The organism is Mycolicibacterium tusciae, assembly GCF_002086795.1.
GTDB classification, from domain to species: domain Bacteria; phylum Actinomycetota; class Actinomycetes; order Mycobacteriales; family Mycobacteriaceae; genus Mycobacterium; species Mycobacterium tusciae.
In genome coordinates this window covers 25,369-37,722 of record NZ_MVIM01000012.1, presented here as the reverse complement: position 1 = coordinate 37,722, position 12,354 = coordinate 25,369, and the positions used below count along the sequence as shown (strand labels likewise).

Below are 12,354 nucleotides of genomic sequence, written 5' to 3'. Positions count from 1 at the left end.
CCAAAGGACGGCAACACCGTCGTCCGACACAAGGGATGGGAACCCATGAGAACACTTCACCGTAAGACGGTCGCCGCTGCCGGCCTGGGCGCACTCGCAATCTTCGGCGCAGTCTCGTGCTCCAGCGACAGTTCGTCCGAGGCATCATCAGAGGCCGAGTCCACCACGTCGGCCGCTACAGCGACCATGACATCGTCGGCACCCGCATCGCCCACCACCGCGATGGCCGATCCCGCCGCGAACCTCGTGGGGAACGGCTGTGCGGCGTACGCCGAGCAGGTGCCGGAGGGCCCGGGATCGGTGACGGGCATGGCGCAGGATCCAGTCGCGGTCGCGGCGTCCAACAACCCGATGCTCAAGACGCTGACACAGGCGCTGTCGGGTCAGCTCAATCCCGACGTGAACCTCGTCGAAACGCTGAACAGCAATCCCGCGCTGACGGTGTTCGCGCCGACCGACGACGCCTTTGCCAAGATCGATGCGGCCACTCTCGAGACGTTGAAGACCGATTCGGATCTGCTGACCAGCATCCTGACCTATCACGTGGTTGAGGGCCAGGCCAGCCCCTCGGCGGTCGCCGGTGAGCACAAGACCCTCGAGGGCGGATCGGTGAACGTCACCGGAGCCGGTCCCGAACTGAAGGTCAATGACGCCGGATTGGTGTGCGGAGGTGTGCAGACCGCCAATGCGACGGTCTACATGATCGACACCGTGCTGATGCCCCCGGCCAGCTAGGCCCCTTCTCACCTCTTCTCGCGAGCTGGGCCCCCCGACTCCGGGTGGGCCCAGCTCGTCGTATCTAGGAAACGGCCATGTTCACGCTCGCACTCATCGGCTTTTTGGGCGGATTGATCACCGGCATCTCGCCGTGCATCCTTCCCGTCCTTCCGGTGATCTTCTTCTCCGGCACGCAAGGCACAGGTGCCGACGAGTCCGGCGGTGCAGGCGCCGTGGCGGTCGCCACCAAGCCCGCACTGTCTGACCGGTTGCGGCCCTACCGGGTGATCGCGGGGCTGGTCTTGAGTTTCAGCGTGGTCACGTTGGCGGGCTCCGCACTGCTCTCGCTGCTGCGCCTGCCGCAGGATGCCATCCGGTGGGTCGCGCTGATCGCGTTGGTGATGATCGGCACCGGTTTGATCTTCCCGAAATTCGAGGCGCTGCTGGAGAAACCGTTCTCCAAACTGCCGCAAAAGCAGTTCGGCTCCGGCAGTAGCGGTTTCGGTCTCGGCCTCGCGCTGGGTGTGCTGTACGTACCGTGCGCCGGACCGGTGCTGGCAGCCATCGTCATCGCGGGAGCGACGGGAACGATCGGCCTTCCCACCATCGTGCTGACCCTGGCGTTCGCCGTCGGCGCGGCGCTTCCACTGCTGTTCTTCGCTCTGGCAGGCCGTCGTGTCGCCGAGCGGGTGGCGGCGTTCCGGCGCCGCCAGCGCGAGATCCGTGTCACCGCAGGCATTGTGACCATCCTGCTGGCCGTGGCCCTCGCGTTCAATGTGCCCGCCGCCTTGCAGCGCGCGATCCCGGACTACACCAGCACGCTGCAGGAGCGCGTCGGCGGCGACGAGCAGATCCGCGAGAAGCTCAACCTGGCAGGCCTGGTCAACGATCAGAACAGAGAGCTGGCGAACTGCAGCAACGGCGCACCTGAGCTGGAAAGCTGCGGCACCGCACCGGACATCAAGAACATCACCGCGTGGCTGAACACCCCGAACGGCTCGGCGGTGGACCTGAAGTCCTTGCGCGGCAAGGTGGTACTCGTCGACTTCTGGGCGTACTCGTGCATCAACTGCCAGCGCGCCGCCCCGCACCTCGTCGACTGGTACGACACCTATCGCGACGTCGGTTTCGAGGTGATCGGCGTGCACACGCCGGAGTACGCCTTCGAACGGGTCGAAGGCAACGTGGCCTCTGGCGCACAAGATCTGGGCATCACCTATCCCGTCGCGTTGGACAACGGCTATTCGACGTGGACGAACTACCGCAACCGCTACTGGCCGGCCAAGTACCTCATCGACGCGTCGGGGACCGTGCGCCATATCAAGTTCGGAGAGGGCGACTACGACGTCACCGAGCGCCTGATGCGCCAGCTGATCTCGGAGGCCAACCCTTCGGCGCAGTTGCCGCCACCGGTCGACGCCCAAGACATGACTCCATCGGAGGAGACGACGCCCGAGACGTATCTCAGTGTCGGCAAGGTGGTCAACTACGGCGGCACCGGCACGTACGACGAGGGATCCTTCAATTTCAGCTATCCACAACAACTTCCCGACGACAGCTTTGCGCTGACCGGCGACTGGGCGCTCGACTACCAGGGTGCGACGTCGCGGGGCGACAACTCCGGTATCGCGCTGAACTATCACGCCAAAGACGTCTACATCGTGGCCGGCGGCAACGGGACCTTGACCGTCACCCGCAACGGCGCGAAATCCACCGTGTCTGTCAGCGGCCCGCCGACACTGCATCAGATCGCCGCTGATCCCGACGTCAGACGCGGACGACTCGACGTCGCTGTACCCGCCGGATTGCAAATCTTTTCGTTTACCTACGGCTGATGACCCATCCGCACCGCGCACGGTTCCGAATACCTCATGACGTGAAAAACGAGGCGGCATAAGCCGTCCCCAACGAAAGGAAGCGAATCACATGTACGCAAGGAAAACTTTGGGGGTCGGCTTCGCCGCGATTGCCGCTATCGGACTGTCCCTCGGCACGGCGACGAGCGCGCAAGCCGAGATGGTCGGGACCGGCTGTTCGGCCTACGCGCAGCAGGTGCCGACGGGTCCCGGCTCTGTTCAGGGCATGGCAATGGACCCGGTAGCCGTGGCCGCGTCGAACAACCCGATGCTGACCACGCTTACCAAAGCGATTTCCGGACAATTGAATCCGCAGGTGAACCTCGTCGACACCCTCAACGGCGGCCAGTTCACGGTGTTCGCTCCCACCGATGCTGCGTTCGCGAAGATCGATCCGGCGACCATCGAGAAGCTCAAGACCGATGCTCCCCTGCTCACCAGCATCCTGACCTACCACGTGGTTCCCGGTCAGGCTGGTCCCGCGCAGGTCGCCGGGACCCACAAGACCGTGCAGGGCGCCGACGTGACCGTCACCGGCATGGGCAACGACCTGCGGGTCAACGACGCATCCGTGGTCTGCGGTGGGGTGCAGACGGCGAACGCCACCGTCTACATGATCGACACCGTCCTGATGCCGCCGATGAATTGAGTTGCGGCACAGTTTAATCAGGAGAGCAGCCCGGCACCCCCGGCCGGGCTGCTTTCCGTGCGTTCAGCGGGGTTGCGCGGCCGAAGGATCCACAGATGCCTCGATCTTGAGAATCCTGCTGTCCCGCAACGTGAAAACCAGCACGGCGAACAGACGGCGCTCCATGAATGCGAGAACCGCCTCCTGCCCCACCGGTCCGGTGACCAGCGTGGCTCCCCGTCCGACATAGCGCAGCAGATTGACCGCGACCTCCTCCGGACCGTGGTTGATCTGAGGCGGCGGGGCCCCCTCGCCGATTATCGTGCCGACCCCCCACACCGACGGATCCAGGATGGCCGTAAGCCCCTGCAGGTCTCCGTTGGCGCATGCGGTGATGAACTTCTCGGTGACCAGCTGATGTTCGACGCCGCCGACCTCGGCCAGCCGCGGCGATGCATCGGAGAACTTCGCCCTGGCTCGTCGGGCCAATTGCCTGCAGGTACCGACGGGCCTGCCGACCGTCTCGGCGACCTCCTCGAACGGCAGTTGGAAGACGTCGTGGAGTACGAATGCGACGCGCTCCCCTGGGCTGAGCCGACGCAGCACTTCCAGCAGCGCCGCACGAATGTCATCGTCGAGGGTGACCCGGTCGGCCGGATCGAGGTCGGGTGAGGTCGCGGTGTCGAGCGCACCGGAGGCGTCGGGGTATTCGCGGCGGGCGCGCGCCGAGCGGATCTGGTCGAGGCAGAGTCGTCCGGCAACGACGGTCAGCCAGGCACGGAGGTCGTCGATCTGCGCGGTATCGGCACGCGCGAGCCGCAGGAACGCCTCCTGCGCGATGTCCTCGGCCCCGCCGACGTCGCCGAGCATCTGATAGGCGAGGTTCACCAGATAGGGACGGTGTTCGCGCCACGCGGCGTCGATCGACGCTGAACCGCTCATGATTCAAGGACGAGACACGACGACGGAAAGTTACGGGCCGCCGACACAACACGGCGTAACTTTTTCGGTGGCCGCCCCGTCCTAGCTGCCATGAACCCAATTCTCGTCACGGGCGCAACCGGCAACGTCGGTCGCCCCCTTGTCACGCAACTCGTCAGCGCTGGAGCCGTGGTCCGCGCGGTCACCCGCGATCCGAGCGCCGCACACTTTCCGGACGGGGTCCAGGTGGTGTCCTCTGCCACCGCGGGCATCGACGGGGCGTCCGCGGTGTTTCTCAACTCGCGTGCGCTTGGCGACGAACTCGCTTCGGTCGTGCAGGCCACCCAGGGGGCAGGCGTCACCCGTCTGGTGGCACTGTCGGCGATCAACGCCGACGACGATTTCTCGCGGCAGCCCTCGCGCTTTCGTGGAGACCGCAACAAGGAGGTCGAACAGCTCGCCGTCGACTCCGGCCTCGAGTGGGTGAGCCTGCGTCCCACTGTGTTCGTTTCGAACTTCTTCAGCATGTGGGCTCCCCAGATTCAGGCGGTCGACGTCGTCACCGGCCCGTTCGCGCACGCGTCGACCGCACCGATCTCCGACCGCGACGTGTCCGCCGTTGCAGCCCGCGCCCTACTCAGCGATGAGCTTGTCGGCCGTCGGATTCCATTGACCGGGCCACAAGCCCTCACGAACGCCGAGCTGGTCGACGTGATCGGCGGCGTCCTCGGCCGCCGGCTGTCTTACCGCGAAGTCCCGGCCGACCAGGTGCGGAACCGCTTCGTCGACATGGGTTTTGCGGCCGAATTCGCCGACGCCTATATCGCGCTGCTGGCAGCGACGGTCGACACGCCTGCGTTGGTGACCCACGAAGTCGAGAAGATCCTGGGCCGTCCCGCCGAATCATTCGCCGATACTGTTTCGGCGAATCAAGATCAGTTCACGAATCGTCAAGGCAAAGAACATGTCTGAACTTCGTCCACCGTGGTACCTCAAACCGATGAATCGGTTCGTCAAGGCGATTCAGAAACTGGGCATACCGGCAGGCCCGTCGCAGATTCTGACGGTGCCGGGCCGAAAGTCGGGCAAGTTGCGCAGCACGCCGATGACACCGTTCACCCACAACGGCCGTCTCTACACCGTCGCGGGCTATCCCGGCGCCGACTGGGCGGCCAACGCGCGCGCGGCAGGGGCGGGAACGCTCACCCGGGGCCGTCGATCCCGACGGGTCAAGATCGTCGAACTGAACGCCGCCGATGCGGCTCCAGTGCTGCGCAGCTTCGCCGTCGAGGTTCCGGTCGGAGTTGGATTCGCCAAGCGGTCGGGACTGGTGCGCGAGGGCACGCCGGACGAATTCGAAGCTCTTGCGGGCGAACTGGCGGTCTTTCGCTTCGATCCGCAGGACTGACCCGCCGCGCCTATTCGCCCTGCAGCTGCTGATAAAGCCCGTGCATGTCGAGCTGTCCGCGGTGGGTGACGAGCATGTCGCCCTGAAACCGGTCGATGTGGATGCCGGCCACCGTTACCGGTTTCCCGGTCGGCGCGATGCCACGGAACGGGCCGGTATGAGTGCCCACGAACCGGCACCGGGATACGCCGTGGGACCCGTCCACGAGTACCTCGTCGAGTTCGTGGCGCCCGTCGGGAAAGGCCGTGAAGAATTCGTCCAGGCGGCCGATCCATTCGTGCCATCCGACCGGTCCCTCACCGCCGACCTCCACGACCACCCGCTGCGACACCACGGCCTCGAGCGTCGCCCGGTCATTTCGGTCGATGGCCGCATAGAGGCAGTGCACGAGATCGCGGATCTCGTTGCCTTCAAAACTCATGCGCGATCCGCCTCCGGCTTCTCGCTGGCCCTCATGCTCACCGCACCTTTCCGATGATCTCCTCCGCAAACCGCTCGATGGGCTCGCGGTAGCGCTCGACGCCGTCACCAGGCAGGTCCGCGCCCATCCACGGGGCGCACATCACAGCGGTGATGCCTGCGTCCTGCGCCCGTTTGTAGAGATCCGGCGACGGTGGTTCCATCAACGCCAGCATGATGTCGAAAGGCTCACTGGCCCTGCCATATTCATGGCGCAGCTTGGTGATCTTGTCCGCATAGGAGACCGCTTCGTCCCACCCGTAGGCGTAGCCCACCCAGCCGTCGCACAGCCGGGCCGCACGCCGCAGCGCCGCTTCCGATTCACCGCCGCAATGAATGGGGACGGATGTCTCCGGATGAGGCTCGATCATCATCTCGGGCACCTGGTAGTACTCCCCACTCCAGGACACCCAGCCGCCACCCCACAGTGCGCGCAATGCCGGGATCATCTCGTTGAGCCGTTTACCGCGGGTCGTGAAATCCTGGCCCAGCATCTCGTACTCCTCGCGCATCCACCCGACACCCACGGCGAGCGACACCCGCCCCTGTGAAAGCACAGCGGCCGTGGCGACCTGTTTGGCCACCTCCAGCAGCGGCCGTGCGGGAGCGACGTACACCGCGTTGGAAAAGCGCAGCCGGCTCGTGACCGCCGCCATCGCGCCGATCTGCACCCAGCAGTCCGGCCACGCCGTCTCGGGTTCCCACGGAGGCTTTCCGCTGGGATGGTCCGGGTAGGGCGAGGAGAGGTTACGGGGATAGATGAGGTGGTCGGCAGTCACCATGCCGTCGTAACCGGCCTCGTCGAGCATGCGTGCCAGCGGCAGGATTTCTGACGTTTTCATGAACGGAGTGCCCGACCAAAACTGCATCCTGTTTCTCTACCGGGAAATTCGGGCAGCATCAATGCCATGCCCACACTGTTGTGGTTCAGGCGCGATCTAAGGCTGCACGACCACCCGGCCCTGCTGGACGCCGTGGCCGCCGACAGCGACGTCCTCGCCTGCTACGTGCTGGACCCGCGGCTGAAGGCATCGGCCGGGCAACGACGGCTGCAGTACCTGTATGACGCGCTTCGCGATCTGCACGACAGCCTCGACGGGCGCCTGCACGTAAGCCGCGGCCGCCCGGAGAAACGCATTCCGGCATTGGTGAAAGCGATCGGCGCGTCCTCGGTCCACGTGTCCGGGGACTACACGCCGTTCGGGCGGCGACGCGACGATGCGGTGCGCGACGCCCTTGGTGATGTTTCCCTCGAAGAGTCGGGGTCGCCCTACCTGGTATCGCCGGGACGCGTCACCAAGGACGACGGCACGCCCTACAAGGTGTTCACCCCGTTCTACGCAGCGTGGCGCAAGCACGGTTGGCGGCCACCCGCGTCGTCCGGACCCAAATCCGCGAAGTGGATTGATCCCGGCGATGTGCCCGGCAGGGTTCAGATCCCCGACGGGGGTGTCGAATTGGAGCTGCCCGCCGGAGAGGGCGCGGCCCGGCGTCAGTGGAAGTCGTTCGTGCGCAAGCAACTCGAGGGATACGACAAGGATCGCAACCGGCCGGACCTACCCGCTACCAGCCGCATGTCGGCGCATCTGAAGTTCGGCGCCATCCACCCGCGCACCATGGCCGCCGACCTCGGCGATGGCGCAGGCGCAGGCGCAGGCGCCCAGGCCTATCTGCGTGAGCTGGCGTTCCGCGACTTCTACGCCGCGGTGCTCAACGAATGGCCGGACAGCGCATGGTGGAACTGGAACAAGGCGTTCGACGAGATTCAGGTCGACGACGACAAGAACGCACGCAAGCTGTTCGACGCATGGAAGGCCGGCCGCACCGGGTTCCCGATCGTCGACGCCGGTATGCGGCAGCTCGCTGAAACCGGCTTCATGCACAACCGCGTGCGGATGATCGTGGCGTCGTTTCTGGTGAAGGACCTGCACCTGCCCTGGCAGTGGGGGGCCCGCTGGTTCCTCGACCAATTGGTCGACGGGGACATGGCGAACAACCAGCACGGCTGGCAGTGGGCCGCGGGCTGCGGTACCGACGCGGCACCCTATTTCCGGGTGTTCAACCCGACGACGCAGGGCGAGAAGTTCGATCCCGACGGCGAATACGTGCGGCGGTGGGTTCCCGAAATCGACGAGGACTACCCCGATCCGATCGTCGATCACAAGGAGGAACGAGCCGAGGCGCTGCGCCGCTACGGCGAGATCACTTGATGATCTGTCCGCCGTCGACCGGCAGCGCCACCCCGGTGAGGTATCGACCGGACTCCCCGCACAGGTAGACCATGGTGTCGCTGATGACCTCAGGCTCTACGGGCGGGTTGTCCAGCAGCGGTTGCTGCGACGGGCTGAAATTCGGGTGCTCCACAGACCACTGTGCCATCGCCTCGTTGTAGATCATCGGCGTCGCCACCCCACCGGGATGGACCGTATTGACACGAATGTTCTTCTCGGCCAGCGCTATTGCGAAGTGTCGCATCAATCCGATCACGCCGTGCTTGGCGGCGGTGTAACCCGCCGCACCGTGGCTGGCGGTGCCGAAGTCGACCGTGACCGGCCGGAATCCCGCCGCTGAGCTGGTGATCACGATGGCGCCGCCGTCCCCGTGCTCGAGCATCGCGGGCAGCGCGGCGACGATCGTGAAGTGGACGCCGTTGAGCATGACGTTCACCGCGTCGACGAACGCCCCGATCTGGCTACCCGGTTCACCGGCGGCCGGCAGGATCCCCGCATTGGCGAGCACGAAGTCGATGCGACCGAACTCGGCAACCCCATTGGCCACAACGGCCTTCAGCGCTTCGAGATCGCGGACGTCCGCGCGCTCGGCTACGATTCGGCGTCCGGTCTTCTCGACCAGCTTGACCGTCTCGTCGAGATCCTCGGGTGTCGCCATCGGATAGGCGACGCTGTCGATCTGATCGCACAGATCCAGCGCGATGATGTCGGCACCCTCCTCGGCGAACCGCACAGCGTGCGCACGACCCTGACCCCGCGCCGCGCCGGTGATGAAAGCGACTCGTCCGTCGAACTGGTCTGCCATGACGCATGACCATACGGGCGCGCGGAAGACCCCGGACAACCGCGTATGCCAGAATGTCGGCAGTTGTCCGCCCACCGCGAGGAGCCGCCGTGACCACCACTGAGGTCGAGCGACACACCGGCCGCAATATCGATGTCGAGGAAGTGCCGTCCGCTGAGTGGGGCTGGTCGAAGGAGAACCACAAGGCCATCCACCTCGGCGGCATCGTGGCAGCGCTTTTCCTGCTGGCGATGCTGCGCGGCAACCACGTCGGTCGTGTTGAGGACGCATTCCTCATCGGCTTCGCGCTGCTGATCCTCGGCCTGGTCGGCCGCGACTGGTGGCTGCGCCGCCGCGGCTGGATCCGCTAGACCTGGTGGCTAGACCGAGTGCAACGGGCGCAGTGCGTTCGCGCTGAGGCTGTACAGCGTCTCGGTTCCTGCGATCTTCGATACCGTCGCCGCGCCCAGCGCGTGGGCCTTGAACGCCCGGGCGGCCGAACTGAGCCTGTGCTCGACCGGGTCAGGCTTACGACTGAAATCGGCGGGCCAGTCCTGACCCCACACCGTCACCTGCGTCAACCCGCGCTTCAAAATCCCGAGCACGCCGGCACGAATCCGCTCGTCGGCGAGCACACCCGCGCTCAGCGCCAAGGCTCCGCCGAGCGAGGCCATCTTCATCACGTCGGGCAGCGCAGCGTCAGCGCCCAGCGGTGAGGCACCCAGGATCGCGAGCGGCCGCGTGTCGCTGTCGTCGGTGAGCACCACCCGCACGTCCCACCCGGCTCTGGCCTTGTCACACATCCATCCGCCGGCCGATCCGACCAGGTCGACAGTGCTCACGGCCACCACGGTCAGCTGATAGCGACGGCTCCCGATGGCGTTCGATTCGTCGAGGGGCAAAGGCACCTACGAAGCGTGACACTTTCCTGAGGATCTGTAAAGGATCATTTTTCAGGTCCGCATAACGATTTCAGCAGATCTGTAAACCCAGGACGACGGGTCATCGCACGTAGCCCCTGCTCAAACCGCTGCGGCGGCCATCGGCATCGCGGCGCCCACCTCCGTCAGCCCGCCGGTCAGGCCCGCCGCCTCGCGGATCTCGACGAACGCGTCGATCATCGCGTCGGTGGCCTCGTGCGGGTCGGTGAGGGTGACATCGTCGGTGAGCACGGAGATCGCAAGCTGGTCGACGTAACTCCACACCGTGATGTTCATGCCGCTTCCGGCGGCCACCGGCCCGACGGAGTAGATCTCGGTGACCGTGGCGCCTTCGATGATGCCGCGTTCGCGCGGACCGGGCACGTTCGAGACCGTCAGATTGAACACGCTCGCCGACTCGACGCGCCGGGCCTGGCGGCGGAATACCGCGGGCGCCATGGCCGGCGGAAGGTAGGACATCCACGCGGGCAGCACCGCCGGCCCGAGCAGTTGGTGATTCTCCTTGGCGATGCCCGTGGACAGCGCGGTGAGCCGCACCCGCTCGAGCGGATCGTCGATGTGGACCGGTAACGACGGGGTGATGTAGGTGAATTCGTTGCCGGTCAATCGCTCCCGCGACGGGTTGGTGCTCACGGGAACCCCCGCGATCAGAGGCAGTTCGGCGTGCCCGTCGTAGCGCAGCTGCAGACGGCGCAGGGCCCCCGCGACCGTCGCCAGCACGACGTCGTTGAGCGTGACACCCAGGTGCTTCCCCGTTTCCTTCACGTCCGACAGCGCGAGCGGCGCCGTGGCGAACCGTCGCGTGGGGGTCACGACGTGGTTGACAAAGCTCGGCGGTGGCGCGAAGTTGCGGGCCAGGTCCGGATGATCGCCGCGTTCCTTGGACCGCCGCCGAACCTTTGAAATGCCGGTGGCGGTCTCGCTCACCAGTCGGGGCAGCTTCCGGATCAGGCTGACGTGGTCGCGGCCTGCCTCGGCCAACAGGTGCCCCCTCGTGCGAGGCATGTCGTCCAGTGGCGGTACCGCCGGGGTTGCGGAAAGGAGCGGCTCCATCGCCTTGGCCATCTGGTTGGCCGATGCGACACCGTCGGCGAGGACGTGGTGCACCTTGTGAATGATCGCGATCCGGTTCCCGGCCAGTCCCTCGGCGAGGTACATCTCCCAGAGCGGACGGCTGCGATCCAAAGGCGTACTGGCGATCTCACCGATCAACGCATCGAGTTCCCGGCGGCCGCCGGGTGCGGACACGCGTACCTGATGCAGGTGATAGTCGAGGTCGATGTCGTCGTTCTCCACCCACATTGGGTGATGCAACTTCATCGGGATGTCGACGAGCTGATAGCGCAGCGGGCTCAGGGCCATCAATCGCGGATACGCCACCTGGCGAAAAAGATCGAAGCTGAAACCGTCGACACCCGACACGTCGAGCACGCCGATCTTCAGCGTGTGCATGTGGATCTCGGGTGTCTCGGTGTACAGCATCAAGGCGTCGACGCCGTTCAGTCGCTTCACATTCCCCCTCGGTCGCTGCCCCCGTCGGGTTCCCCGCGTGCCCCAATCACACTCCTTCATCGGCGAAGTCACAGGACTTCGCCAAAGAAATGACACTTCGTCGCAGCTTTGTAAAGCTGGGTTCATGAGTCTGGTCACCGGGCGTGGACCGTTGAGCACGGATCCCGCCGGATGGTTCTCACCGCCGTTGGCGGCTGGCACTGTTTTCGTCGAACCGCACCCACGGCGAATCCGGGCATTGCGCGACGGTCGTGCGGTGATCGACACCGAGCGGGCGCTGTTGGTGCACCGGCCCGACCGGCCCTTGAGCTACGCGTTCCCGGCCGACGAGATCGGCGATCTTCCAACCGAAGCGGTGCCCGAGGCGCCGGGCTACTTCCAGGTGCCGTGGGATGCGGTCGACGCGTGGCTGGAGGAAGGCCGCCGCCTCGTCCATTACCCGCCGAATCCGTATCACCGCGTCGACTGCAGGCCCACCGGCCGCAGGCTGCGGGTCGCCCTCGATGGCGACATCCTGGTGGACACCTCCGACACCGTCATCGTCTTCGAAACCGCGCTGGAGCCCCGTCTCTATGTCGCCCCTTCGCGCGTGCGCACCGAACTGTTGCGACGCTCGGAGACGAGCAGCTACTGCAACTACAAGGGTTACGCGACCTACTGGTCGGCGGTTCGCAGCGGCGAAGTCCTCGACGACGTCGCGTGGAGCTACGAGGATCCGCTACCCGAATCTCTTTCCATCAGAGGGTTTTTCAGCTTCGATCCCGGGAAGTTGGACGTGGAAGCCGACCTGCCCCAACCCTGATCAGACAGCCGGCCGACCGGCTGGTGCCCACGTCCCGGCCGTGTCCGGCCTCGTTCCCCTACGGAGGCGTAGGTTACGGTTGCGTACGTTTTCCC

General features: G+C 65.6%; 14 protein-coding genes. 8 read left to right on the top strand and 6 right to left on the bottom strand.

The window, feature by feature from the left end; all coding sequences use genetic code 11:
• Positions 1 to 45: 45 nt before the first annotated feature.
• The 3 genes from BST47_RS20580 to BST47_RS20570 all read left to right on the top strand — a co-directional run bounded on the left by BST47_RS20580 (position 46) and on the right by BST47_RS20570 (position 3,222).
• A complete protein-coding gene (locus BST47_RS20580; protein WP_083127501.1) occupies positions 46 to 735 on the top strand; it encodes a fasciclin domain-containing protein in 690 nt (229 codons plus the stop codon).
• Positions 736 to 812: 77 nt separating this feature from the next.
• The gene (locus BST47_RS20575; protein ID WP_083127500.1) at positions 813 to 2,552 is read left to right on the top strand and encodes a cytochrome c biogenesis protein DipZ; all 1,740 of its coding nucleotides are present in this window, start codon (positions 813 to 815) and stop codon (positions 2,550 to 2,552) included.
• A gap of 91 nt (positions 2,553 to 2,643) precedes the next feature.
• A complete protein-coding gene (locus BST47_RS20570) occupies positions 2,644 to 3,222 on the top strand; it encodes a fasciclin domain-containing protein (protein ID WP_083127499.1) in 579 nt (192 codons plus the stop codon).
• A gap of 63 nt (positions 3,223 to 3,285) precedes the next feature.
• Here the strand turns inward: BST47_RS20570 and sigI are convergent, their stop codons facing one another.
• Complete coding sequence (gene sigI, locus BST47_RS20565; protein ID WP_083127498.1) at positions 3,286 to 4,143, bottom strand: RNA polymerase sigma factor SigI; 858 nt, start codon at positions 4,141 to 4,143, stop codon at positions 3,286 to 3,288.
• 90 nt (positions 4,144 to 4,233) lie between these two features.
• On the opposite strand from sigI, the gene BST47_RS20560 reads away from it, so the two are divergent.
• Together BST47_RS20560 and BST47_RS20555 are read left to right on the top strand one after the other, a co-directional pair.
• On the top strand, positions 4,234 to 5,094 hold the full coding sequence (locus tag BST47_RS20560) for an NmrA family NAD(P)-binding protein (protein ID WP_083127497.1): 861 nt from the start codon (positions 4,234 to 4,236) through the stop codon (positions 5,092 to 5,094).
• A complete protein-coding gene (locus BST47_RS20555; RefSeq protein ID WP_083127496.1) occupies positions 5,087 to 5,530 on the top strand; it encodes a nitroreductase family deazaflavin-dependent oxidoreductase in 444 nt (147 codons plus the stop codon). The genes BST47_RS20560 and BST47_RS20555 overlap by 8 nt, the downstream gene beginning before the upstream one ends.
• Before the next feature lie 10 nt (positions 5,531 to 5,540).
• On the opposite strand, the gene BST47_RS20550 is transcribed toward BST47_RS20555, so the two are convergent.
• Positions 5,541 to 5,951, bottom strand: coding sequence for an ester cyclase (locus BST47_RS20550; RefSeq protein ID WP_083127495.1), 411 nt, complete (start codon positions 5,949 to 5,951; stop codon positions 5,541 to 5,543).
• 37 nt (positions 5,952 to 5,988) lie between these two features.
• The gene (locus BST47_RS20545) at positions 5,989 to 6,858 is read right to left on the bottom strand and encodes a TIGR03619 family F420-dependent LLM class oxidoreductase (RefSeq protein ID WP_083127494.1); all 870 of its coding nucleotides are present in this window, start codon (positions 6,856 to 6,858) and stop codon (positions 5,989 to 5,991) included.
• 39 nt (positions 6,859 to 6,897) lie between these two features.
• Here BST47_RS20545 and BST47_RS20540 point away from each other — a divergent pair, with 39 nt between their 5' ends.
• Positions 6,898 to 8,199, top strand: a complete 1,302-nt coding sequence (locus BST47_RS20540) for a cryptochrome/photolyase family protein (RefSeq protein ID WP_083127493.1) — start codon at positions 6,898 to 6,900, stop codon at positions 8,197 to 8,199.
• Here BST47_RS20540 and BST47_RS20535 read toward each other — a convergent pair.
• Positions 8,192 to 9,025, bottom strand: a complete 834-nt coding sequence (locus BST47_RS20535) for a mycofactocin-coupled SDR family oxidoreductase (RefSeq protein WP_083127492.1) — start codon at positions 9,023 to 9,025, stop codon at positions 8,192 to 8,194. The two genes, BST47_RS20540 and BST47_RS20535, sit on opposite strands and share 8 nt — an antisense overlap.
• Before the next feature lie 89 nt (positions 9,026 to 9,114).
• Between BST47_RS20535 and BST47_RS20530 the strand changes: the two genes are divergently transcribed.
• A complete protein-coding gene (locus BST47_RS20530) occupies positions 9,115 to 9,375 on the top strand; it encodes a DUF2631 domain-containing protein (RefSeq protein WP_083127491.1) in 261 nt (86 codons plus the stop codon).
• Between the two features lie 9 nt (positions 9,376 to 9,384).
• On the opposite strand, the gene BST47_RS20525 is transcribed toward BST47_RS20530, so the two are convergent.
• Positions 9,385 to 9,912 (bottom strand): hypothetical protein, encoded by a 528-nt coding sequence (locus tag BST47_RS20525; RefSeq protein WP_083127490.1) that lies wholly within the window; start codon positions 9,910 to 9,912, stop codon positions 9,385 to 9,387.
• A 114-nt stretch (positions 9,913 to 10,026) separates the two neighbouring features.
• Positions 10,027 to 11,457 (bottom strand): WS/DGAT/MGAT family O-acyltransferase, encoded by a 1,431-nt coding sequence (locus tag BST47_RS20520; protein ID WP_165799831.1) that lies wholly within the window; start codon positions 11,455 to 11,457, stop codon positions 10,027 to 10,029.
• 124 nt (positions 11,458 to 11,581) lie between these two features.
• Here BST47_RS20520 and BST47_RS20515 point away from each other — a divergent pair, with 124 nt between their 5' ends.
• Positions 11,582 to 12,259, top strand: coding sequence for a DUF427 domain-containing protein (locus BST47_RS20515; RefSeq protein WP_083127488.1), 678 nt, complete (start codon positions 11,582 to 11,584; stop codon positions 12,257 to 12,259).
• Positions 12,260 to 12,354 lie beyond the last annotated feature (95 nt).